This window comes from Vibrio sp. L85 (assembly GCF_963871815.1).
Lineage (GTDB): Bacteria > Pseudomonadota > Gammaproteobacteria > Enterobacterales > Vibrionaceae > Vibrio > Vibrio harveyi.
This window is the reverse complement of the sequence record NZ_CAWMYL010000143.1, coordinates 56,545-79,834: the sequence shown is the minus strand read 5'-3', so window position 1 is coordinate 79,834 and position 23,290 is coordinate 56,545. Positions and strand designations below refer to the sequence as shown.

21 protein-coding genes are annotated in these 23,290 nt (G+C 43.2%); 13 read left to right on the top strand and 8 right to left on the bottom strand.

Annotated elements, in window-relative coordinates; translation table 11 throughout:
• Window positions 1-161: 161 nt before the first annotated feature.
• The 5 genes from AACR11_RS14620 to AACR11_RS14600 all read right to left on the bottom strand — a co-directional run bounded on the left by AACR11_RS14620 (window position 162) and on the right by AACR11_RS14600 (window position 7,042).
• Complete coding sequence (locus tag AACR11_RS14620) at window positions 162-563, bottom strand: hypothetical protein (RefSeq protein ID WP_053409850.1); 402 nt, start codon at window positions 561-563, stop codon at window positions 162-164.
• Between the two features lie 20 nt (window positions 564-583).
• Window positions 584-1,210, bottom strand: coding sequence for a phage repressor protein CI (locus AACR11_RS14615; protein ID WP_053409851.1), 627 nt, complete (start codon window positions 1,208-1,210; stop codon window positions 584-586).
• Window positions 1,197-1,433, bottom strand: coding sequence for a hypothetical protein (locus AACR11_RS14610; protein WP_053409852.1), 237 nt, complete (start codon window positions 1,431-1,433; stop codon window positions 1,197-1,199). Before AACR11_RS14610 ends, AACR11_RS14615 begins: the two co-directional genes overlap by 14 nt.
• 10 nt (window positions 1,434-1,443) lie before the next feature.
• A complete protein-coding gene (locus AACR11_RS14605; RefSeq protein WP_053409853.1) occupies window positions 1,444-1,854 on the bottom strand; it encodes a hypothetical protein in 411 nt (136 codons plus the stop codon).
• Window positions 1,855-1,969: 115 nt separating this feature from the next.
• Window positions 1,970-7,042 (bottom strand): DEAD/DEAH box helicase family protein, encoded by a 5,073-nt coding sequence (locus AACR11_RS14600; protein WP_053409854.1) that lies wholly within the window; start codon window positions 7,040-7,042, stop codon window positions 1,970-1,972.
• Between the two features lie 189 nt (window positions 7,043-7,231).
• On the opposite strand from AACR11_RS14600, the gene AACR11_RS14595 reads away from it, so the two are divergent.
• The 4 genes from AACR11_RS14595 (at window position 7,232) to AACR11_RS14580 (ending at window position 9,701) form a co-directional block, all read left to right on the top strand.
• Window positions 7,232-7,489 (top strand): hypothetical protein, encoded by a 258-nt coding sequence (locus AACR11_RS14595; RefSeq protein ID WP_053409855.1) that lies wholly within the window; start codon window positions 7,232-7,234, stop codon window positions 7,487-7,489.
• A gap of 271 nt (window positions 7,490-7,760) precedes the next feature.
• Window positions 7,761-7,931 carry a hypothetical protein gene (locus tag AACR11_RS14590; RefSeq protein WP_157052368.1) on the top strand — a complete coding sequence of 57 codons (171 nt, stop codon included), beginning with the start codon at window positions 7,761-7,763 and terminating at the stop codon, window positions 7,929-7,931.
• Between the two features lie 351 nt (window positions 7,932-8,282).
• Window positions 8,283-8,675, top strand: coding sequence for a phage protein NinX family protein (locus AACR11_RS14585; RefSeq protein WP_053409858.1), 393 nt, complete (start codon window positions 8,283-8,285; stop codon window positions 8,673-8,675).
• A 42-nt stretch (window positions 8,676-8,717) separates the two neighbouring features.
• A complete protein-coding gene (locus tag AACR11_RS14580; RefSeq protein ID WP_053409859.1) occupies window positions 8,718-9,701 on the top strand; it encodes a hypothetical protein in 984 nt (327 codons plus the stop codon).
• Between the two features lie 316 nt (window positions 9,702-10,017).
• Here AACR11_RS14580 and AACR11_RS14575 read toward each other — a convergent pair whose 3' ends face one another.
• Entirely contained in the window at window positions 10,018-10,596 is a 579-nt protein-coding gene (locus AACR11_RS14575) for a hypothetical protein (protein WP_053409860.1), read from the bottom strand.
• Between the two features lie 441 nt (window positions 10,597-11,037).
• Here AACR11_RS14575 and AACR11_RS14570 point away from each other — a divergent pair, with 441 nt between their 5' ends.
• Complete coding sequence (locus AACR11_RS14570) at window positions 11,038-11,523, top strand: hypothetical protein (RefSeq protein ID WP_053409861.1); 486 nt, start codon at window positions 11,038-11,040, stop codon at window positions 11,521-11,523.
• Window positions 11,523-11,831: a hypothetical protein gene (locus AACR11_RS14565; RefSeq protein ID WP_053409862.1), complete on the top strand. Its 309-nt coding sequence runs from the start codon at window positions 11,523-11,525 to the stop codon at window positions 11,829-11,831. The genes AACR11_RS14570 and AACR11_RS14565 overlap by 1 nt, the downstream gene beginning before the upstream one ends.
• A gap of 99 nt (window positions 11,832-11,930) precedes the next feature.
• On the opposite strand, the gene AACR11_RS14560 is transcribed toward AACR11_RS14565, so the two are convergent.
• Complete coding sequence (locus AACR11_RS14560; RefSeq protein WP_053409863.1) at window positions 11,931-12,797, bottom strand: hypothetical protein; 867 nt, start codon at window positions 12,795-12,797, stop codon at window positions 11,931-11,933.
• Between the two features lie 18 nt (window positions 12,798-12,815).
• Window positions 12,816-15,143, bottom strand: a complete 2,328-nt coding sequence (locus tag AACR11_RS14555) for an Ig-like domain-containing protein (protein WP_223295710.1) — start codon at window positions 15,141-15,143, stop codon at window positions 12,816-12,818.
• 346 nt (window positions 15,144-15,489) lie between these two features.
• Between AACR11_RS14555 and AACR11_RS14550 the strand changes: the two genes are divergently transcribed.
• The 7 genes from AACR11_RS14550 to AACR11_RS14520 all read left to right on the top strand — a co-directional run bounded on the left by AACR11_RS14550 (window position 15,490) and on the right by AACR11_RS14520 (window position 22,923).
• Window positions 15,490-15,804, top strand: a complete 315-nt coding sequence (locus AACR11_RS14550) for a hypothetical protein (RefSeq protein WP_139374576.1) — start codon at window positions 15,490-15,492, stop codon at window positions 15,802-15,804.
• Between the two features lie 17 nt (window positions 15,805-15,821).
• Window positions 15,822-16,649, top strand: coding sequence for a thioredoxin fold domain-containing protein (locus AACR11_RS14545; protein WP_189338764.1), 828 nt, complete (start codon window positions 15,822-15,824; stop codon window positions 16,647-16,649).
• Window positions 16,650-16,733: 84 nt separating this feature from the next.
• On the top strand, window positions 16,734-17,249 hold the full coding sequence (locus AACR11_RS14540; RefSeq protein WP_053409867.1) for a hypothetical protein: 516 nt from the start codon (window positions 16,734-16,736) through the stop codon (window positions 17,247-17,249).
• A gap of 81 nt (window positions 17,250-17,330) precedes the next feature.
• Window positions 17,331-17,780 (top strand): hypothetical protein, encoded by a 450-nt coding sequence (locus AACR11_RS14535; protein ID WP_053409868.1) that lies wholly within the window; start codon window positions 17,331-17,333, stop codon window positions 17,778-17,780.
• Between the two features lie 3 nt (window positions 17,781-17,783).
• Window positions 17,784-18,167, top strand: coding sequence for a TraR/DksA family transcriptional regulator (locus AACR11_RS14530; protein WP_053409869.1), 384 nt, complete (start codon window positions 17,784-17,786; stop codon window positions 18,165-18,167).
• Between the two features lie 39 nt (window positions 18,168-18,206).
• Window positions 18,207-18,515, top strand: coding sequence for an HU family DNA-binding protein (locus AACR11_RS14525; RefSeq protein ID WP_053409870.1), 309 nt, complete (start codon window positions 18,207-18,209; stop codon window positions 18,513-18,515).
• 193 nt (window positions 18,516-18,708) lie between these two features.
• Window positions 18,709-22,923, top strand: a complete 4,215-nt coding sequence (locus AACR11_RS14520; protein WP_079324390.1) for an Ig-like domain-containing protein — start codon at window positions 18,709-18,711, stop codon at window positions 22,921-22,923.
• Window positions 22,924-23,290 lie beyond the last annotated feature (367 nt).

Here is a 23,290-nt window from a genome sequence, read left to right as displayed (position 1 = left end):
TATCAAGACTTAAATACCAGAAACCACTCCAAATAGATAATGAGTTAGATATTCGTGTGTTGCGTCTAACCAATAGAGTGAGCATTGTATAGACCATCCGAAATTCTACAATTTGCAAGTTATAGCCTATCTGGTTGAATGAAGGTTTTGTGCTCATACCATTATTGTGATTCGGTCATGTTCCACTTGGTCAGAGCTTTGCCAATAGCAACGATCATGTCTCCTGACAATTGCTCGGTACGTTTGGGGAACCAAGTATATTCATCACCATCGAGTGTCGCAAATACCCCAAAATTGACGTTATTGATTTCTACTTGTACCAGACCCTGACGATCTTCATTTAAGCTAACTTCAACGGATGCGGTGTCATCCTCTGGTAACATGTCGTCTGTCAGTGAACTTAATGCCACCAATTCGTCACGATATTCTTGACCAACCTGGATCAAACTGCCTTCAAATTGTCGACCTGAAATGATGAACTGGCGGTCAAAGTACTGTCCTACAACTGGTGACCAATAGACTGCGTTGTCGGGCGCGTTTGCCAGAATTTCTTGTGCATTCATGTGGTGAATCCTTCTAATAATTATCGTTTGTTCATTGCCATTTTGACTTTGCCGGCAATCAACAGATCAGCTAAGTTCAAATCGCGGTTACTTGTTGAAAATTGGACTTCAACTTTTTTGTTCGGTAATCGTTGAAGCTCGTAAATACCGAACGCACCATCTATAGCTACAAGGTATCGCCCTGAACTTGGTAATGACTCTTGACGGTCGATAAACAGGGTTTCATCATCATGGTCAACGATAGTGAGATGTTCACGGTTTAGCCCGAAGAAATCTAATGTTCCTTTACCTAATATCATTGTTCTACAGACAGATAATTCGCCATTTTGAATCATGTGAACAACATTGCTTTCTGGCTGTTCATTACTTACAGGAAGGTTGGCAGCTTGCTTCCCGTTAGGGAATGGTTCGCCTATACCAAACGCAAGATATTGGATAGATGCACCAGTTAATAGGTGAACAAGGATCATTGCCTCATGGTTAATTCTGTTTTTCTGCTTCCACGTGGCGATTGTAGATTTCGGTTTACCTAAGATTATTGCTAACTCACCATCTCTTTTTTCACCAGTGGCGACTTTCAATCGGTTTATAAACGCTTTAGCGTCTCCGTAATCTGGCATTGGGACAGTTGGGCTATCGGCTTTCATCGCCACCTCGCAATGCAGTTTTTACCGCGTCTTGGTTAATCTTCTCGCCGCAATTCATACAGTATTTGGCAAACTTGAATTCTGGCGGTGGTGTTACAACGTGGGTTCTGTTCTTCTCGTTGAAATCTTCAACCTGGGCTGTCCACTCACGGTACTGTGTCGCAACATCGCCAAGTACTATGAACTTACCGCCCACAGAGGCAACTACGTGACTACATTCCATTATCGGTACCTCAAATGCCGTACTGAGCGACAAGCTTTTGTGATGACCCTTGATAGATGCGGTCGAGTTCCCCTTGTGCGCTTAAGCCACTCTCGATGATAGAGGTCTTGATTTCGGCCTTACACACACAAGCAACGCTTGGTGATTGGTGATGGATGATGTACGCATCCGTTTTACGTGGGTGACCCTTTTGAAGAATATAAGGGGTAGACAACTGCACTTTACGGTTTTCAGTGATCAGACCGATTACCTCTGCATCCTCAATAGAAAACATGTGTTGCTCAATAACCGGCAGTTTATCCACTGAAATACCTGAAACTGGCATGTACTCAGTGACTGGGGTTAGAACAAGCTCGCCATACTCATTGGCATAAGTAATTGGAGCTATAAGGTCAGGTGTTTGTGCTTTTGAATTCGTCATTTGTGTTACGCCTCTAACTAAGATTCTTCAACCTTAAGCGAGAGTAGTAATCGCGCAATACCATTACAGGTAGAGAAAAGGCGTAATAACAAAAATTTGTTACTACGCCATAATTTTAAGCAGCGGCTAGAGTTTCCTCATTTTGTGTCATAAGTTCATGCTTAACCTCGGCTAATCGTTTCTTAGCGTCAATCAGGTTCTGTAGACCGTCAAACTCGCGCCCAATCTGAGACTGTGCCGTTTTCAGGTTAACGCGGATTTCTTCTAAGTAGCTTTCTTGGTTTTTAAGCGTTTTGTCTAAGCCTTTAAGCTGATTAATCACTGAATAAAGGATCGATGTTCCACTTGTTTTAGCGCCACCGGATAGGATAACGGAATACTCGTTATCACCCTCGATATAAACGGCGTGGCTACCGTAATTCACGCCAAACCTAACCGCAAAGCCGCAATAGTACATAACAGGTTTGTAACTGGTTTTATTAGCTTTAGACCAGTGTTGTAACTCAGCTTCTAACAGCTCCGCAGCTGTAGCGAATTTATTAACGTCATAGCCTGACACTACGGCCTCAAACTCACCTTTTGGCAATGCGTTTGCTTCATACTTTGCCATATCGTTTTTAATGTCTTGAATCAATTGTGCTTGCGTCTTCTCACGGCTTAGGTAACGTTTAATACCGTCCTCGTATTGGTGCTGCTGTTGCTGGTGGCGTTTGTGTTGCACCGTCAGTTTAGTGATTTCTTTGGACAATTGAAGATGTTCAAGCACTAGCGGGTTACCTGAGATCTCCGCTTTAATCTCAGCAAACGTGATGCTGTCTGCTGATAGGGCGTTCATTGTACGTAGGTTAGTTTCACCAGCGCGGAATGCTTCAATCCAGTTCGCCTTTGTTTCCAGCGTTTGATATAGGAAGCTATCAAGGCTGTTACGGGTCGCGTAATAAATTACATTAACACCTTCAAAATTAGCTGGGTCGGCTTCATACAGGTGGTTGCCTTGGCGCTCTAATCGACCTGTGCGTTGCTCCATGTCAGACGGTTTGTAGCATGGATCTAAATGGTGCACCGCTACACCTAAGTTGTTGATATTACAACCAGTTCCCATTAACTGAGTGGATGCTAGCACAACGCGTTTTACACCGTTATTGATCTGCAAGTAAAGCTCTGCCTTAGCCTTTGGTGTTTTGTACTCCTGAGCAAAAGCGATCTCATGTTCAGGGATGCCAAGCGCAATTAGCTGTTGCTTAATATCGTCATAGACTGAATAGCTAGATTCAGCCGCCATGATTTGGTCATGACCGATTGTTTCTAATTCTCTCTGTGCTGCTTCGTCGCCAGTGTTCGCATCTTTCATTAGCTGGCGAATTTTGGCGCGTAACTTCTCTTTACCTTTATTCGGAGTCGACAGGTCACAAAAAATTAGTTGTGTGCCTTTTACCGCGTCATATTGACGGTAAATCTCCGCGACTTTGTTTGCACATGCTGTTGCTTTTGAGTTCTCATTTTCGGCTTTGCTCGGGTCAAGTACTCGCAAATCCAGTGACGCGCATCGTGCGTGATACATCAACAGCAACATATTGTCGTTATCGATTGGAGAGCTTTTGAAATCCTTAGCTCTTTCTACTAATGAATCGATGAATTCTTTTTGTTGATCTGATGGGTCTACAAAAATTGTCTGCGGCTTTCCTCCGACTACTGGCGGTATCATGTTATAGCCACCAGCTAATTTAGGTAGGTAGTCGTTAAGCTGTTTCTTAGTAACGGTTTCCGCAATACAGCCATAAATAGCCTGCAGCTCTGGCAAGTTATTGAATGAGCGTAGGCGTGACACTGGTTTGAAGTTGATACCTGTCGCGTCGATCTCAAATTCGCTGCTGGTGGTTGTGTACAAGTCAGCCCATGAATCCAACCAGTGTAAATTAGCTTGTTTCAGCTCGTCGTAGGCAAGGTATTTCTGAATGCTCCAAAGCTCGATAATGCTATTTGAGATCGGTGTACCAGTACTAAATACAACGCCTGCATGGTCGTTATTTTCGTTTAAGTGACGGATTTTACAAAACATATCCCAAGCGCGCTGGCTACCGTCAGGGTTACCAATGCCGCGAACATTTGACAGTGCAACCGTCGAGAATGATAAATTTTTATAGCTGTGCGCTTCATCCGCAAGAATTGAATCAAAACCCAGTTCAGCGAAGTCTAAATACTCGTCTTTCGCTTCACGGTTGGTCAGTGATTCCAGTTTGAATTCAAGGTTTTTCAGTTTGGTTTCAAGCTTCTTAACAGAGAAACGAGCGCTTAGAACTTCGATAGCGCGGCGAGTCTCCCAAATTTCATCATGGATGATCTGAGATTCGGCTTCTTTCGGTAATGCAATAGCTTTAAAGGTCGACTCAGGGATCAGTACAATCTTTGCACCTGTCTTGATTCGGTTAAGTGTCTCGCGGCGCTTTTGTGCGCTCATATCTTCCGGTGATAGTACCAGTAGCTTTTCAGTAGGGTATAAAGTCAGCCATTCTACAGCGATTGCTTCAACCAAATGGTTAGGTAATACAACAGCTGTACGCTCTTTAAGGCCTAAGCGGTGCCACGTGTTACAAATAGCAGCTAGCGCGTAAGTTTTGCCTGAACCTACCGACATATCCATGAGAAAAGAACCTTGCGCCAGTGCGCGGCGTACACATGTTTTCTGGTGTGCACGTAAAGAAATACTGCTATTCATGTTCGGGAATACAAGCATTTCACCGCTGTATTTAGGTTTCACATAGCGGTTAAATTTCTCGTTATATAAGCTTTCAAGTTCAGCGCGGCGTTTGTCACATGACCAAATCCAATCCTCGAATCGAGTTGTGATTTCTGTAGCTATTGACTCAACTTGAACGGTCGCTTCTCGGTCAATGAACGTACCGTGTGTGTTAGTACGACGTACAATTAGGTCACGGCCTGCCATCATACGAGAAATGATTTTTGTCGCTGGGTAGCCATCGATGCCGAATTGTTGAGTATTGATAACACTCGGCACACCTGTGGCTTTAACGAACCATTGACCTAAAACGTGTTCAGCATCGACACTACAGCTCAACAGTTGGCTAATGAAGTCTTTCACTACGCTAATAGGTAGCCAACCCGCGTTAAGTTCGACATTAATGTCTACAGCTGGGACGTCTGCAGGCTGTATAGCTTTTAGAGCCTCGTAGTTAGGCAGTAACGAAGAGTTACCGTTTACTAAAGCACTGACAACCTCAAACTTGCTCTTTACATCGCCTGATAGGTAGGTTTCTGCAAATTCATATTGGCCGTTTTTCGGGTCTAGAAAGATTAGGTTACCTACGAGTTCACGTTTAGTCTGCTCGATTGATTGACCGCAAAGCGCAGCAATACGCGGAATATCAATAGTGTGGCTGTCATTCCAACACACCCACAATGCGTCAGTGCTGTTGTCTGCAGAAGTAGGCGCAACCCACGGCTTGATGATACGACGGCTAAAAATCTCTGCTTTGTCGGCGTGAGGTTTTTCTGCTGGTACGTTTAGGCGTTTAGCTTGCTCACGAGTAACACCGCGATTGAAATTAGACTCAAGGCTAGCCAGATTTGCATAGAAAGGGTCTTTACCGAAAGCGCGGCGGTTGGCGCTTTCCTGAATGAAGCCGTGTTGACGAACAAAGGCATCGTAACGGTCGTTCAGTTCTTGACGGGCTGTTTCAATAGCCAGTTCGTGACCATCTGTGCGCTCTAGCTCAAGTAACTGAGCCATAGACTGTTTAACTGCAATCATAGAAGCGATACGGGCAGCGCGTTTGCCTGTGATCTCCTGACATACGTCAAACGTCATGTTTCCGTGTTCGTCGTCCTGCTTTCGAATCGCTACTTTGTCATCTTCGGTTAGCGCAAAGCCGCCAAAGTCGATATAGGCATTGTCTGAGACTAGGCCAGCCATAGGCGCTAAGAATTCGTCATCATCACTTTCTGAGGTCTGAGTCGATTCAAAGTAAATATCTTTCGGGAAATGAGCGGCAAAAGCTCTCTGAACATCAGCTACGATGTCTTTTGAATCTGACATGCATTGGATCTGTTTACCTTGAATGCCTGGCTGTACTTCCATGACACCGAGAATTGCATCTGGATTTGCAACGTAGTGGTTGTTTAGGTAGTACGATTCGCCTGTAGGTAAAGTTTGTTCGAAAGCATGAACCCAATCAGCCGTCGCCGCAGTTGCAGTGTTAGAACGTTGCAGTAATAGGACGTCAACCGAAGCGTTAGCGCCGCTGTGCTCTTGAAACACACTTTTAGGTAGTCGTATAGCACCGCGCAGCTCGGCAAGGTTAGCGACGATTTCTCGAGCCTTAGTGCTCTTGGAGTCAAGGAACGAGGTAGACACGATAGCGACCATAAGGCCACCCATGCGTAAGATTTTTGCACCTTTAGCCATAAAATAGTTGTGCAGAGTCATACCGTTAAGCTGCGAATCCAGCTTATCAATCACTTTTGCACTGCCAAAAGGTGGGTTCTGGATTACTAGATCTTGATTAGCTTTGATGTTCAGTTCTTCAAAACCCTTATTACCATATACGGTTGCATTCGGGTAAAGGTGTTCTAGTGCCTCTGCAGTCACGCTATCAAGCTCACACAGCGTAACTTTGGAGTTTTCAAACATATCGGCAGACATAGGAGCTATAAGGCCACCCATACCAGCTGCAGGATCGCAAATTCGGCCACCAGCATTAAAGCCGGCATTAGCTAACATCGTGTAGATGCCACGCGTCAAATATAGGGGCGTGTAAAATGCCGATAGGGTAGATGTGCGCGCACTGTAGTACTCACTTTCGGTGAGCATGTCTTTTAGTTGCTGGCGCTTTGATTCGGTCTTTGTGTTCTTCTCGTCAAAGATAGAACTCAGAGCGCCCCAACCAACGTATTTGGCTAGCTTCTCTTGCTCTAAGCGAGTAGCACTGCTGTTACGACCACGGAGAGCTTTAAGGACACGTATAGCCGTTACATTAGCTTTAAATCGCTGCGCGTCTGTCGATGCTACATTCAGAGCGTTTGATATAAGGAAATCACGGGCAGCCGCCATTATAAGATCACGTTTTTTTGTATTGTTGTGCTTTTCGGTAAATGTCTGCAATTCTTGGTTGGTACCGAAGAATAGGCCCATTTGACCAGATTCATAAGTGATAGTTTGAACGTCTGACATGATCTGTTGCCCTTAATATGTTGCTTGTCTGAAAGTTACCTTTCTATAAAAACATCGATCATCATTCCCGCAAGTAGTAGAGCTCTACTACTACATTTTCAAAATTAGAAGTTTTTAAAATCTATTCAGATGATAAAATGACACCATTAATCGGAACGCATAATCACCAATAAGGCAGCAACTTAAGGTATGGCAACTACAGAGAGCGTTAGAGAATTAGAGTTCCTGTTTAGCGATGATAAGCAGGGCGCTTTGGCTCAAACCCCATTTGGACAGTATGAGGTTTTCATGGGGCAGTCCGGTTCTTGGTGTGCAGAGTTTCAGTTTGGTAATGCTTGCAGAGTCCTATCTAGGAAGCTCGGTGTGACTTGTGAGCAGGCAGTATTGATGTGCCAAGAAGATTTCAAAACACGGGTGCATGCCTGTCTAACAGAAAATGAAAAGTAGAGATTGAATGAGTTATAGAGTTGCACATAAAAGAAAGGTAAACGCTAAGAAATTCGGTAGAGTTCTAGTCCGTTATTCAATGGCAATAGCTGGTACTCCTTTCACTTTCCCAGTAAAGCCCGGGACTGGGAAGAATATAATCCATCAATATGTCGTCGGGGTTGCTTCTCAGTCTGGTCGCGGCAGATCTATTATTTCAATGATGCAAGAACTAGATAAAAAAGACGGTGGTAACCGACTTCAAACTTTTTTGAATTGAAATGGGTAATTGATGAAAAAGATAGTAAGTTTTCTAGCAAGTATTTCATTTGGCCTTGCGGTATCAATGCCATTTTTCTTCAATTATGTGCCTGCGTATGTACTGGCTATCATGGTAGGGCTTCCTTGGGTTGCATTCATACTGCAGTTGCGTGACAAGGAGAAAACTAAGGTTGTTGACTGACGCGAAAGAATGGTTTTTTTCTATTGTACGAAGGTAAGCAGACAGATGAAATCCTTCATTTGGGAGCGTTGCAATTTATTCATTGGGTAAACGCCTTAAGCTTTAATGAGAGATTCGTTTTCTCTATCTTGACTATGCTGATTTTAACTGCCGGGTGTAAGTTGATTTTGAGGCTTGTTCGTCAACTACTTAACGTTGGACGTTAGTGTCAAAGATTATAAACTCCGAAAAAAGAATCTGAACCTGGATAGAGAGGGCGATAACGCTGTTGCGCGATCGGAGGCTTGAATTAACCTAAATTACATTGAAGTGATAGTGATGGTCGCTATCCAGTCGTAGTAAGGAAGATTCATGTCTCGCGTTAACGTTTCAACTTTAGAAGGTGCTGTTCTTGATTGGGCGGTAGCGAAATGCCAAAACCTTCCAATTAAGTATGACCCTATGGGCTTTGGTTCTGGCTCAGAGGCTGGGTTTTGGGTATGGGATGATGACCCTAAAGGTTATATTACAAAAATCGGTCGTGGCTACAGTCCTTCCACTAACTGGCAGTTGGGCGGTCCAATCGCTGATGCACAAAACATTAGCCTCATTTCTCCAAGTGATGGCTCAACAACCTGCTCGGCGTATGTGAAGGGCGGTGAATGTACACAAAACGGAAATACGTTATTAATTGCTGCTATGCGCGCTTACGTATGTAGTGTGCTTGGCGAAGAAATTGATCTACCAGAGAAAGCTTTCCATTAAAGCCTCTGTAGACCATACACAGTAAGACTTAGGTAAACACGAATGCAGTCAACCGCAGAATTTCGAAACATTACAAAACTTCCCAAAGGTGAGGGGTTTCAACTGAAATTCAAAGCTAATGGAGAAGAGTTCCAACCATACGCAGCGAACATCAGTGAAGCTATATCAAAACGTAATGACTACTATCTGGATAACAATTACCGCCCAGCCAGACTGTTCAAGAAATTCTATACCTTGGACTGTCTAGCGCCCAATGTTGGTATAGAAACCAAATCTGGTAACCCATTTCATCGCTGGCAGGTTCATTCACGAACCCTTGAAACAAGCACATATAGCCCGAAGTCATACAATGACCATGATGCTGCCGTGGAATTTACGACTAAATGGATTGCTTCTCATAACGCAATTGCAGCGGTTTACAATGGCCGTCGTGAAGAAATGTTTTTGCAGTGGATTGAGCAGGAAGCAAAGCACGGGACACCATATATTGATGTCGAATTTGACGCAGAGTTATGGCGCCGTTCAGCTCGGTTACTGTTTGGCACCAACATACCTGAATACTTTGTAGAAGATAATGAGCGCTCTCCAATATGGGTTCCAAACACTCAACACGTTTTTACTGCAAAGGAAATGGGTTACGGAAAGGGCAAAGAATCAAATTTCCGATCAAAGAAGATAGCTACGGGTTTCACAGCTGCAATAGGCAAATTTAATAGTGGGTATGGGGGCTACTTTAGACCTGGTTTTGCAGTCTCAGGCGGAACTACAGGATACAAGTGGAAGTTTTTTCGAATATCCGAACAAAAACCTTTTTTAAAGGCTTATCTTGAAGCGGTAGATTACTACGTGTTTATACACGCGTTAAGCAAGAAAGAAAAAGAACAGTTGTACTCAAAGTGTCCACCTCGAGATATTTTTTATCTCGACTATAAGCGTCGGTATGATCAGGGAGAAGATATTTCAATTATCGAAATTCTTGATATGTTGGATCTGGATGATTTCAATCTCAACAATATCAAACCGTGAGAAGTTACCCTTAAAATATACACTTTAAGAACTCTGGTCGCACGATCCTGCTATCGTAGAACAATATCGATGCCTCTTTGCAGCAACTGCAATACATTCGATACTGAGCACCCGAAGTGTTAATAGTGGCTTCCTTGCTGCTACACTTCGGGCATGCTGATGGCAACTGGATAAATCCATCGCATGCCATGCAAAGACAAGAGTATTTTCCTCTACCTTTTTTATCCCTACCCATAACTTGGCCGACCAAATCTGCCTTGCTGTTACATGACGGGCAGTTGATTAGTGCTTGGTATTGCTGTGTTTGAGTCATAACTTATTTCTTGCTTACCAAAGAAAATGCAAATACGAAAAATGCCAAACTGCCTGCCAGTAAAATACAAATAGAATACGTAATCGATAACGAGAGAAGACCCGAAGCTAGGTGGTCGAGTAAAGATTCCCATGCCTGGTCGGAAATTAAACGAACGCAACCGAGTACGAGCAGTAATAGTAATGCCCCTTTAACAGATCCGCGCAGGTCTGCCGGGGAAGGTGACATATGCAAAGCGATGGCCGCGGTTAAATACATCCAAATGGCAAATTTGCCCGGACTGTCTTGAGCAATCACCCAAAGAACCGAGCTCAGCTTTAGCACTGCGTCAAAAAGGGCCGTTACAAATGTGGTAAATCCTGATGTGTGGCTGAACGGGGCGCTTAACGAGTCAATGACATCAATAACGTTTTCACCGTATGGCAGAAACGAATAGGTTAATATGTAGATCGCCGCAGTACCACCGAACAGGGGAGCTACACCAATAAAAAAGTTGCCGATCTGCTGCCAGAGGTTCGCGGGGTTGTATGAGTGAGTCACGTAGCCTAATGTTCCAGTGCCATCAGGCTTGAATAGCGCCACCTCGTTTATCTTATGGAAAAATGGGAGGCAGATAAGAGCGTGCGATATTTCATGTACAGGGGTACCTACGATCGCGCTAAGGTATATACTTTTCCCTCCAAATTGTCGTGCAGCTAAGCCGCAAGTCAGCCTTTGAAGTAAGTATAGGGTCACAACGAACGCGAGGAATAACCCGGAAGTCGATAGTAGCGTTGTTAGTGTATCGATAAAAAACGATGTGACTGTATTAGGCATTCAGTAAGGTCCGATTGATTCCATTTTAAACGTTCAGTTTTGAAGTCGTGGTATCTTATCAAAATTCGCTTGAGGATATTTTCTTTTTAAGCACACTAAACGACATATTAATAAGCCTTGTACGAGAAATACACAGACATTGCCCGAGAAAAGCGCATCTGGATAGCCGTACAAGCAAACAACTAGCTAATAAGATAAAGGGATGTAATGACCTATCAGACGACATTGAATGAAGACGATATAGAACTAGCCGAGCGTACTGCAGCATCTTTACGACGGATGCAGATCTTTTTTAATGAAAATAATATTGGACCGGAACTTGGCAATGAATTGTTCTCAGCTTTTGTGAAGTTTACGTTTGATGGTAACGCGTCTTTTGGCCACAGTGCGGAAGACTCTTGCAGAATTGAGCGAGAAGACCCGCTACTTAAACAATGGATGGCCGAAGTTCAGCATATCATTGACTATATCCGTCTGCAGAATGCCGGCACTATTTCCAGCATGTATGCACATAAAGAATCTGATCATTCAAACAACCCAATGTTGAAAGGGGCGTTCCTTGATGTCCTGTTGGATGCTGGCACGAAGGACGAAAATCCGGTGGAAGGCACTGTAGCGGTATTGACTTGTTTGTGTGTAAACCACATCAAGAATGCTCAACATGCTCCAGCTGGTGGCCGGGCGTTACACTGATGTCAGAACAAGTACAAATAAAAGTTCAAATGTTAGCAGCTACCTTGAACGAAGTAGCAAATGAACTAATCGCAGAATGTAATTTTGATTGGAGTCTACTTACTGTTGAAGGCAAATCAGTTTGTGGAATGATGGTAAGCAATGCGTATTTGCTCGTAAACGGAGCTAAAAAAACTTTATTGGTTACGCCCGAAATGGGTAATCGTATTCGTGATTGTAGTAATAGCCTCAGCGTTCTCGATGAACGTATAGAATCTTATTTATTTACAGTGAACAGCAATGGTGAGTACGAATTTGAAATGCATTAACATCTGTTGATATAGCTGACGACGTTACTTGTATTCTCCATTCACTAAGGGACTCTCAATGGAGTCCCTTACTATTTCTAATCACTATCAAATTTCGCACTATTCATTGGGCTTGTTGTCACTGAGTGATACAAAGTGAGTTTTGCCGATGTTTGGTATAATGAATGTGTGGTTATACACGTTAAAATTTAAATTCTCTCCAACCATTTCATTAAGCGCTTTTGCTTGCTCGTACTCAGAAGGGTCGACTAATAGCTCAACGTTACCAGTGTCTCTTTTAACCGTAATAACATTTTTTCCCTGACCACGATCGACATCAACATGTAAAAGTTGGCCACTTAAATTGTAAGTGTTCTGGTGCGAAATATAGCTCTCTATCAACTTGTCTGAGTTTAATACAAACACAGCGGTACAAATGAGTGCAATAGCTGTCTTGTTTGGGCAGTATCGTCTAAACCCCTTTTCTTTGTTAAATATCACCAAGTTGGTTAGAAACGACTTGTTAACCCAAAGAACCGTTGAAATAAGCACCCCAACAATCACGGCAGTAGCGGCCATCAGTAACGATTGGTGCCCAATGAGTTCAATTATGGACAAGTCTTTTTGTAGGATAAAGGAAGCCGCGAAGATGCCATAAATTACTATTGAATGTTTGGTCAGGTTGTTTGTGCTGATTTTGTTTATAGTATTTTTGGCAACATTCAACTTAGAGTTTTTATCATCATCCGATGTAGATTGCACTTTACCTTCACGCTTTGAAATCATGCGTTTATAAAAGATAATTGCGAAATATATAGCTATGAAAAGCGGCGATATTGTTGCGAGGAAAGCTATCCAAAAGAAGAATAGTTTAAGTACTGGCAGGCTGTCCTGTAGTAGCTCACCACTTCCAAAATATACAGGGAGTGTAAGAAATGTCCCTAGTGCTAACCAAGCGTTTCTAGTTTTTCTGAACGTATCATTCATGCAGGTATTTCCTCGGACTTAATCGTATTTACTTGTTAGCTCAGGCACCTCAAGCATAAATGATGCAATGCCTTCTGAATTTGATGATGGATAAATCGGTACATCGAGTTTTCCTCCCAAATCACCCAAGTCTAATGGGATACTTTTTGTTTGACCTGGTGATACCTCAACACCTTCAACCATCAAGCCGAATGGAGCGTCAGAACGGAGTGTAACAAGAGCATCCTGCAAACCGGTTGCTAAGTTTCCAGAGTCAGTACGTAGTTCTGATGATGTGACTCTAGCTAGTGGCTCTCCCTGTCTGTTAAGCAGGTTTTTGCTAATGGCTAATGTCTTCAAATTCTCTAGTTTTATCCAGTTCTCAGGGGTGTATTGAAATCTCGCGGTACCAGTGCCTATGTTGTTATATTCATCTTTAACTCGTACTGTCAGCGTGTAACTTTGTTGTTCCTGCAAAGCAGGGAAAATACGGGGTTGTTCGAGTTTCCATGTGTCTTGGCCAAGGTCAGTAATCGCAAGATAAACTAAATCCTCACTTGGTCCACCTGATAAGCTCGCGTCGAGAATAGTCATGGCTGTGTTGTCTATGGCGCTAACGGTGATGCCGTTAATACCTTGGATCATGTCACCAATAATGGCACCGTTATAAAGCAGCGTAACTGCTGGTGGGGTAGTGTCATTTGTGAAGGATACAACGTCTTTTCTAGCGTAATTGTGGTGCTTCTCCATCACTACTGCTTCAACGTTGTATGAGCCTTCGGGTAAAGTGCTCAAATCAAATTGGTACTTATAGTTAGTGCCATTTTCCTCAGATAATATACGTTTGACAGAGAGTTTCTGACCATTCGATTCTAGATAGGCTTGAGTGATCCGGGTGTTATCAAAGTAATAGCCGCGGTTTGGTTGGTAAGCATAGACCGTAACGATCTTAGTATTCTTATCCCATTCCGTACTAGTGATTTCAGGGTGGTGAGTATCGTTCCAGTGAACACTTGCCCAACCGGGTTGACCATACAAACTACCATCCAAGTTTTTGATTGAAGAACCACTATGCAGGTTGCCGTAGGTGCCTGTATCTAAGAGCTTTGGTGGGTCGTAGGTGATAACACACTCTGTATCCCCAGCCGGCACAGTACATTTCCCCATATGCTCAAATACTTGGTCATAGTCTCTTGGTTCAACTATGATCTTTGCAGCCGTGACAGAAACTGGTAATTCCTCCGTGTACACTTCACGGCCCCAACTGCTCCAACCTATATCGGAATACTGATACTGGTTACCTTTACGAACGGGCTCTTTAGGCGCGGAATCATCAAGCTTTAAATTGTAACTCACACCTTGAATAGACCAAGAACGGCGGTCATGAAATCGCACATAGTTCCCGTTTGTAAAACCATAAGGCCGCGTGAAAACAACATACACATACTGGTCATCGACATCATCGTAGATTGCTGAGTGCCCTACAGGAGTGATACCACCACGAACTAGGTTGGCGTAGTTAGATCTTGGTATCCGATACATAAAAGAAATAGGGTTCTCTTTGACAGTCATTGCCGCAACATAGGGCTCGTAACCTGCTTGGCCACCCATAACATTTGTAGAATCTGGGTCATGGATTGCGAAAAGCTGCGCGTTGCCTCCAACGGTATCAAAATACAGGTCTTGTTCTTTCGAATATGCAATGTTGCCGGCATTATCGACCACTTCAAACTGTAAGCTGTAAACAGTCTCCGCGTTGTCACCACTAGGAAACCACGATGATCCATTGCCTATATAAGCTTGCATGGCTTGAGGGTCAAAACTTGCGGCGGCTTTTTTATAAACCTTTTCGCCAATCCTGGTTATCGCGTTAACTACTGATACGCCAGAGTTTTCATCGGCAATATCGGATACATAATATTTGTTTGTACTGTAATAGCCGGTATACCAAGTGTCTGCAGGCATGTTTATGCCATCTAATCCACCATAACTGGTTGCTTGTGGAGAACCGAGAGTGGGCGCGGTCGTGTCGATAACGATAGGGTAGGTGTTGGTTTGTATTATTTCACCAGATAGATCCTTTATGTCAGCAACGACCGAATAGGCTCCATCATTTGGCGCCGACAAAGTTAAGGTTTTACCGTAATAGTCACGTCCTAGCGCAGTAATCCTGTCATTTACACCTATGACATTGCTTTCCGTAGAGCTAATTGCGTTTCCGCTGCTGTCTTCAATCCTTAAGGACAATTTGCGGTCAAGGCCACCAGATACAGAGAAGGTTATGTCTGTTGTCGGGTTGAAAAACTCATTAGCACTATCTAGCTCAACTAAAGAATTGTTTGTATCAATAAAAGATAAAGACAACACCTCGGCATTAACAATGGCACTAAATAAAGTTAAAGGTATCAATGGCCATATGTACGTTATTTTCTTCACAGATCATCCCTCGAATAATTTCTGCCGATATTCTAGAGACATTAAAAAAATCATATGTTCATTAAGTAGCGGTAACTAGCAGTATTAAAACGACATCATTAGTAATGGTAGTAGTTTAGGGGCATTAGGATGGGTGAACACAAAATTGCTCCTGTTTGGTGCGTTGATTAAGTGCGGCTAAAAAGACGGGGAAAATCGAAGTGTGGGTACTTGAAGATGCGTATAACTACACACTCAAACTTTTGAGTAAGTGATGCCAGTTCAAGAAGGAAACCCAATGATTATTCAGGAACAGTCAAAATTGAGAGTAGAACCACTATTGGTTCTGGCTACTGAGCTAATTCAACTACGTAATGTTTCCAATTGGACAGAGGCAACCATCACTTCAAGTTCTAATTTTGGCATGATGTTGACGACTCTCTCATACAAAACGACCTCGGGCGAAACTATCGCGTTAGAGATCCCGACTGAATTCTGTGAGCGATTCAATGACTTCAAAAAATCGTTTAACCAACAGAGCCAAAATCAAATCAAACAAATACTACTCAAGGTGAAAGCCGCTGGTGGTGTTTACGAACTCCGTATGGAATGAATGAGGTCTTCAAAAAAATGGTAAGTAGCCGTAAATTATCAACATTACTAATCGCTGGAGCACTGTTCGGTGGGTTTTCTGCTCAAAGTATGGCAGCAATCAACTCCAATACAGATCAGCCTATTGCTACAGGGAGCTCATTGCAGGTAGCGCCACCACAACTGAAAAACCTCATTGACCAAGGTGTCATTGAAGTTATCGAAGTGTTCCAACATGATTCATTTACTGGGTGGCTAGTCAAAAACCAAGGCGAATACCATTTATATTGGGCAACTAAAGATAATTACGTTGTTGCTGGACCTCTAATTGATCAAAACGGTATCAACATAACTTCTAAGTATTTAGATGCGAAGAAGCCCATTCCTGACTACAACAAAGTTTTTGAAAATTTTGAAAACGAAGGTTGGTACTTCTCAACACACCCTAAAGGAAACAGCAAAGGCACGATGTATGTATTCATCGAACCATTCTGTGGTTGGTGCTCGAAATTGTTTAATGAAATTGAGCCAGCAATTCAAGATGGTTTAGAAGTTCGCTGGGTACCTGTGTCATTCTTGTCTGCTCAAAGCCCGGATGTGATTGAGTACATTACTAGCCAGCCAGATCCATATGCAGCTTTGCAAGAGCATGAGCATATTCGAGCTCAACGTGCCCGTCCAAATACTAAGCCTGCAACCGTTAAAACTCGTGAACTAATAGAGAAAAACGGTGACTTCATGAAAGCGTTCGACATCGCGGGTACGCCGGGTATTGTCTATGTTCAAAATGGAAAGGCTAAGGTGGCTGGCTATATGAAACCTGCGCAAATGCAGGAATTCATAAAAATGATTGAAAGCCAAAAATAACCAATATGACCCGCTTTCTAGCGGGTCAAACATATCAACAAAGCAAATAACGCTAGTGGACGTAAAATCACTATGGGAGAAGGCATGAAGGCCTTGAAGGTTCAGTTATTAGGCATATTAGCCACTGTGTGTTTATTTAACTCCATGAGTGCATCTGCTCATGATTCTACACCCAACAACGTAAGAGAGCTGACAACTGCCGAAGTAGAGCTCCTTGGGTCTGATATTGATAACAATGGTGTTCGAGATGACATCCAAGAGTATCTAGAAGGTCGTTACTCTGGGTACCCGATCATTCGTCATGAGATGGAAAGGTATTCAAAAGCAATTGATAAGCTGATGATTGGTAGAACAATCAAGGAGCGGTTGGAGGCATATCAAGAAATGGATTCAACCAAGTACTGTGCGTTTGGCTGGGGGTACACCGAAGATGAATTCACAATGCATGTATCACAAATTTACGACATGCAAGTAAATACGCCGCAAAGAATACTGGCTGCCAGTCGCGCCGAGCGTTCAATGAGAGGGTTTGAACGCCCACAATATCGCACTAAACCTTACAAAGAATACTGCCATCAAGAAAAATCATCACAAAACTAAAAATTAGGGCTTGCACATTCAAAGTTTAGCGTTATAAATGTGGAAAGTCCTGATTAATAGGGTGGAAGCTTGGAATTCAAAATGATTGATACCGTCATAGCAAAGGGGATTAACCCAGATATGACGACCAACGTCCTTGTTTCCCCACTACCAGAAGAATTGAAGCAAAAAATCGTCGATTCTGGCTTATGTCTGCCTAATCGCTGCTTCGATAACAGCTGGTCGATAGTGATGAATGATTTGTTCCCTGGAGCGGAATACGTTTTAGCCTTTGCTTGTCGAGTGCTTCCTGTTGAGCACTCGATCATTTGTGTTAATGGCAAATACTACGATCCGACATGGGAGCTGCATTTGGGAAATATAGGGACGAAATACGTAATGCTGGCTAAGTGGTCTAAGAAGGAGTTACCCGAAGTTGCCAAAAAAGCAAAAGGTCATGATGGGTATTTATATCCTCCAATGGTCCGATTTTTGGAAACTAGTCATCATTTTAACAAGTTATTTTTACGCTCAAATGTATGTAAGGTTTGAATAATGCAAGTACACGATTTTCTGTCAGAACAACAATTAAATTGCATCCGAGAGAAGGTTTCCCAAGGGATTGCCAACATTCAAGAAAGACTAAGTTCAGAACAGAACACATGTTTGTCAGAAGGTGTGAGTATGCCTGACCCGACAGACCGAGCAACTCTTGAGACTGAACGTAGTTGTGGTGCAGCTTTACGCAATCGTGAAGAGAAACAATTGCTTAATTTACGTAAAGTACTCGGCCGTTTAACGCATAAACTGGATGAATTTGGCTTTTGTGAAGGCTGTGGAATAGAGATCGATTATGACCGCTTGATTGGTGTTCCTACAGCTGTGAAATGCCTAGAGTGCCAGCGCATTGAAGAATACAAGAAAGGCCAAATGCATTAATCGCATTGCGATCAGCTAAATACAATGAAGGGTTATTAAATGACATTAACTAAGCGTGATTTAGGAAGAAGTCTCCAAGAGGTATTGCCCGTAGCGTCCCGCGAGGCAGAATCCTTGGTCACTGATATTTTTCAACAAATTAGTGATGAACTCCAGAATGGTAACGAAGTAAGTTTGCATGGTTTTGGCCAGTTCCGAATTCTTGAAAAAAATTCTCGTCCGGGGCGCAATCCAAAAACGGGTGAAGCTTGTGATATTTCAGCCCGTAAAGTCTGTGTTCTTAAACCTGGAACACAACTGAAAATCTCAGCTAAAAATAATGCCAAGAAAATGGCTGTTTGCATGTAATTCTAGTTACAACCATTTCCCTCAAGAACATCAAATAAAGCCACTTTTTATTAAAAAGTGGCTACTTTCATGCGCCTTCAATTTGCCAAATCATGTTGATTAATTGCCCTTACAAAGTGGGTTTTATTCACCATGCGGCATAGTTCAATTCAGTAAAGTACTGTTGACTTTTAGCTCTTTAACTGGTGCTTACATGAAATCCACAAACATTAAAACCTTAGCGGTAGCAATACCCTTAGCTTTGTGGGCCAGTCACGCCGTTTCAAAATCGATTCTTGTAACAGGTTCGATTGAGGCGGTTTCACCAAAAGTATCTTTACCCGTACTAAGGGACCAACAAGCTTACGTCAACCCTTTCCAAATGGTTGCAGAAGAAGCTGACGGTTCCGGTTGTCAACTTACGGGAGATCCTAGTGTGGCGAAAGCTGACCACGGGGATAGTTTAGTCTGTTTGTTTGAATGGACCGAGCTACCGTCGGGGATAACAGCTGCAGGGATGGCCGTAGATGGTTATCTGTTGAAGGAAGGTGCTAACCAGTTCGGTTACTCCATTTCATACTTCTCAGGTACAAATCTAGACAAAGTAGAAATTCTATCAGATGCAATCAACGTAAACGCGGTTGCACCGATCGCCCCTGACTTCACCGGGGTTAAAACTACGTTAAGTCATGGAGCCTTTACTGGCCTCCAAGTGACTAACTACAACAAAGCGTCTGGAATTTCAAAAATCCAAGTTTCAGCAGAATCTAGAGACTACCGTCAAGTTGCGACTGTCGACGGGCTAGGTTCATGTATTATTGAAATTGGTAACACCGCCTGTGATATTAATGCCGGTTCAAGAAGCATTGGTGTTGAAGGGCAGGTTACTGGCCAGACAAAATACAGTCTAACGATTGACTCTCTAAACGGCTATTTTGAATCTAAAAACAAAGTCGTGCCAGAAGACTACGTAATGAAATGGGACTACCGTACCCCAGAAGCGAAAGGTCTTTATATCCAAGCTCGTTCAAAAAGTAGCGCGACAACTGATAAATATGACGTTGAAGGCGTTAGCGTAGTTGTTGAAAACGAACAAGCTAAGCTGATTGTTGATACACCACACTTTGGGTTATCCGGTAGTTGGTGGGTGCCATCCGCTAAACTTGAGTTAACACCAGACCCTGATTTTGAAGCTTTGATCCCGGTATTTACTGTGGACGGTTTGAACGTGGTCGAAACTCAGGAAATGGTCTCTCAGCCGCAGGAGAACTTTGTCCTAAACGCAGTCGGTACGCCAGAGGTTCGTGACGGAAAGTATATCTTTACGTATGACCTTCACTCGGTTGCAGATGGTCAATTCCTTCCGATTGTCACGTTAACGGACCAATACGACAACAAGACGACGAAGCAATATCCATCAGTTACGTTAGACCGTAATCCACCTACAGTGCAGGTAATGTACAAAGGGCAGAACTTCATCAATGAAGGTGACGTCTACTTCTTTGAAAACATGGCCATCATCGCGTTGGATACTTTCGACGGGGGTGCTGAGATTGTTTCGGCTAAAGTGAATGGTATTTCATTAGAGTTGAAGGGCGATAGTAAGTACATTAAATATCCACAAGCAGCCTCGTTGAACCTTACTCCTGCTAAAGAGTATCCGTTTGAAGTGACTGTTAAAGATACTGCCGGTAACTACTATACCCAGTCATTCATCGTTAACTACATGCCAATGGACTACTCATTGGATGGTTCTGATCTTGATTACTACAAGAAAGTTCAAAGATTGGACTTGGAAGTTGACCAGATAAAAGGTAATACGTGTGCGCTTTATAGCTCAGAAGAAGAGCTGCATGAGCGTGACTTCCGTTATGGTGAATCAATTCGTTGTTGGTTGGAGTGGACTAACTTGCCACCTGGCACTGCCGGCTCATATATCCGCGGCATTCACTCTTTGACAGGTAGCTTTACCATGTCGTCTGATGAAATGACCAACGAAGTGGGTTATCGAGTATGGATGTACGATAGCAATGGCAACCATTCGCTAGCTGCAGAAGAAAGTGCGGTAATCAACGTTGGCGAAGTGGATCCACCAGCACTTACAGTGAAGCAGGATAAAGTGATCAGCGAAAACCTTTTCCCTGTAGAACTGGACGGTAGCCGTTTCACTACAGCGATTGCTAAAGGTGTGAATGCTGACCTGCAACTCGTCGTTAATGATGGTTCAGAAGAAACTACGACTCTTGCGGTTCAACGTAACGGCCGTACTACAAGTGTTTCTGCTTATGACACGCTTGAGGTACCAGCAGGTAAATTGTGGGCGAGAAAGCAATTCAATGTTAACGCTAAGTACTCTTTGGACTCATCTAAGAGCACAAAAGTTGACCTAGAAACTGTATATGTTCCATCGCGTCGTATTCGTAGCCGTATTTCTACAGATGATCTGAGAACGTTGGACACAGTTAATCCAACTGTAACGATGAAGCTTGGTATCTACGACAGTGATAGCCGTGACTTTGTATACAACAAAGAAACAATGGGTGATTGGAAAGTCTACCTTGCTATTGAACGTCGTGATAAAGAAACGCGTGAGACTTACTACGATAAGATTACTGATGTTAAAGACTTCTCTGGCCAATCAGTAACTTTTGACCTTGATGTTAGCGATGTTGGTTATGGTTCATACCGTTTTATCGGTGTTGCTGAACTGCAATCACCAGTTGATGGTTACACTCGTACAGTACTTTCAAACTCAGCGTTCTATCGAGTCCTTAAAGGTGGCCCGATTGATGGTGAAATTAAGACGTACCGTATTGCGGCGCCAGTGCCTTTCACCGCGTCTGTAACGTATCAACCAGAAGAACGTGAAGACCGTGAAGCAATGGGTGACATCACTTGGGAAATGTCTGTAGATGGAACCAATGACTGGACAGTCATTGATGAATACCAAGGTTCACCACGTCTACGTCAGGTAATTGATAAAGCGGCACATTACTTTGTGCGTGCAACTGTGAAGAACAAGCTTTCAGGCGCTATCAGTCGAACCGATACACTTGAAATCCTGGGCTATGAAGTTCCAGATCTTAAGTCCGATGGTCCGATAGCTCTGTATGAGGGTGAGAAAGGGACAGTAACGCTTTATGACAATGGTGAGTTGGCTAACGAGCTTAAAGGTAAGATCGAATGCTCATTCGATGGTGATAACTGGGAAGAGGGCGGCAATACTATAGACATCGTTGGTACAGGCGATCGTATGAAGGTTTGGAGTCGTATGTCTTACTTCAATAATGAATTGGCAGAAGATAAGCGTTACGACGTTTACCGACGTCAAATATCAGTGAAGAAGCCAAAACCAGTTCGTATCTCAATTCAACAACCTCGTATTGTTGAAGCGGGTGTACCGGTAGAATTGAATGCTGTAGTTCGGTTGGCCACAAGTCAACTTAAATCAGAAGTGGTGAATCAGTGGGTTCTACCTGATGGCACTATTGTTGATGGAACTAAGCTGACTTACACCCCAACTGAATCGGATGCTGCACTTGGGCATACTGACATTACGTTCGTCTCTTGGGTTAAACAGCTTAAGGATGATACTTATGCTACTAAAGACTTGAGCATCCGTACTTGGAAGTATGAATTCCCTGAGTATCGATTTGATGTGAACTACCGAACTCGCTATGCACCAGTAAGTGCAACAGCAATTGCTCGTAAGCTTGAAAGTCAACCAGTAGCTGTTGAGTATACCTATAACTTCTTGAAGTTTGATGGTATGGAAGTCGACCGCCAATCAAATGAGCGTTTGTACTTCTCAGCAACGAAACCTGGCTTACACCAGCTGACTGTTGTTATCTCGGACGATCGCGGTAACTCGAAAGAAATTACTGAAATCATGGAGGTTCTTGAGCCACCTGAAACTAAGATCGAACTGACAGCTAACTACAGTACCGAGTTTATGCGTGACCCGTTAGATGCGTCGATTCGAGCTCGCGTAGAATTAGGCCATCCTGATGATCGTGTAGATACCTATGAATGGTACCTAGATGATGTATTGCTCGATGACCAAACTTCTACAAGGGCATATGTTGAGGGTATGACCGAAGGCAAACACCAAATCAAAGTTAAGGTAACTTCTGAGTTTGGTATTGTTCAAGAGCAGCTACTTGATGTCGAAGTCGCACCAAACAAGGCGCCGGTATGTAATATCACATACAAGCAGTACAGTAGTACTATCGCGGTTCAATCAGGTTGTGTTGACCCTGATGGTGATATGGCAACGCATAACTGGTTTGTTGATGGTGAACTGGTGCACGTCCATGCAGATAACCTCTCTGTAGCGGGGCGTCCTGGTAAGTCGATCCACTTCCGAGTTGTCGGTTACGATGATAGTGGTGATAAGTCTGAGGCTACTTTGGTAGTAACACCAAACTAATCAGGCATAAATAGAAAAGGGCATCGATTCGATGCCCTTTTTATTGCCTGCTAAATACGAAAAAAGCCGGGCAAAGCCCAGCTCATTCGGAGGGAACCACCCCTCGTGATTATGTCGGAGGACACAATCGGTGGGGACAACCAAATCCCCGATTTGCAACACTGTGGAGGAGTCGCAAAACTTTTAATTCTTTTCGCCCATACTGCCGGGCTGATGTTTGTAATATCCCATAGTGAAAACGTTCCGCAAGCCTTTTTTTAAGAAATTTAGCCAATTGGTTAAAAACTAACTGACTTGGATTTACTTGACCTAGATAGGTGCACTTAATCGCCACGGTGAATGGGGGGGAGTGACAGAATCAATACCA

Bases quoted from the DNA above. Each gene is read 5' to 3' on its own strand.
- AACR11_RS14605 (WP_053409853.1), bottom strand. From the start codon at position 1,854: ATGACGAATTCAAAAGCACAAACACCTGACCTTATAGCTCCAATTACT.
- AACR11_RS14550 (WP_139374576.1), top strand. From the start codon at position 15,490: ATGATTATTCAGGAACAGTCAAAATTGAGAGTAGAACCACTATTGGTT.
- AACR11_RS14570 (WP_053409861.1), top strand. From the start codon at position 11,038: ATGACCTATCAGACGACATTGAATGAAGACGATATAGAACTAGCCGAG.
- AACR11_RS14520 (WP_079324390.1), top strand. From the start codon at position 18,709: ATGAAATCCACAAACATTAAAACCTTAGCGGTAGCAATACCCTTAGCT.
- AACR11_RS14530 (WP_053409869.1), top strand. From the start codon at position 17,784: ATGCAAGTACACGATTTTCTGTCAGAACAACAATTAAATTGCATCCGA.
- AACR11_RS14540 (WP_053409867.1), top strand. From the start codon at position 16,734: ATGAAGGCCTTGAAGGTTCAGTTATTAGGCATATTAGCCACTGTGTGT.
- AACR11_RS14545 (WP_189338764.1), top strand. From the start codon at position 15,822: ATGGTAAGTAGCCGTAAATTATCAACATTACTAATCGCTGGAGCACTG.
- AACR11_RS14615 (WP_053409851.1), bottom strand. From the start codon at position 1,210: ATGAAAGCCGATAGCCCAACTGTCCCAATGCCAGATTACGGAGACGCT.
- AACR11_RS14595 (WP_053409855.1), top strand. From the start codon at position 7,232: ATGGCAACTACAGAGAGCGTTAGAGAATTAGAGTTCCTGTTTAGCGAT.
- AACR11_RS14585 (WP_053409858.1), top strand. From the start codon at position 8,283: ATGTCTCGCGTTAACGTTTCAACTTTAGAAGGTGCTGTTCTTGATTGG.
- AACR11_RS14590 (WP_157052368.1), top strand. From the start codon at position 7,761: ATGAAAAAGATAGTAAGTTTTCTAGCAAGTATTTCATTTGGCCTTGCG.
- AACR11_RS14535 (WP_053409868.1), top strand. From the start codon at position 17,331: ATGATTGATACCGTCATAGCAAAGGGGATTAACCCAGATATGACGACC.
- AACR11_RS14560 (WP_053409863.1), bottom strand. From the start codon at position 12,797: ATGAATGATACGTTCAGAAAAACTAGAAACGCTTGGTTAGCACTAGGG.
- AACR11_RS14525 (WP_053409870.1), top strand. From the start codon at position 18,207: ATGACATTAACTAAGCGTGATTTAGGAAGAAGTCTCCAAGAGGTATTG.
- AACR11_RS14620 (WP_053409850.1), bottom strand. From the start codon at position 563: ATGAATGCACAAGAAATTCTGGCAAACGCGCCCGACAACGCAGTCTAT.
- AACR11_RS14600 (WP_053409854.1), bottom strand. From the start codon at position 7,042: ATGTCAGACGTTCAAACTATCACTTATGAATCTGGTCAAATGGGCCTA.
- AACR11_RS14565 (WP_053409862.1), top strand. From the start codon at position 11,523: ATGTCAGAACAAGTACAAATAAAAGTTCAAATGTTAGCAGCTACCTTG.
- AACR11_RS14610 (WP_053409852.1), bottom strand. From the start codon at position 1,433: ATGGAATGTAGTCACGTAGTTGCCTCTGTGGGCGGTAAGTTCATAGTA.
- AACR11_RS14580 (WP_053409859.1), top strand. From the start codon at position 8,718: ATGCAGTCAACCGCAGAATTTCGAAACATTACAAAACTTCCCAAAGGT.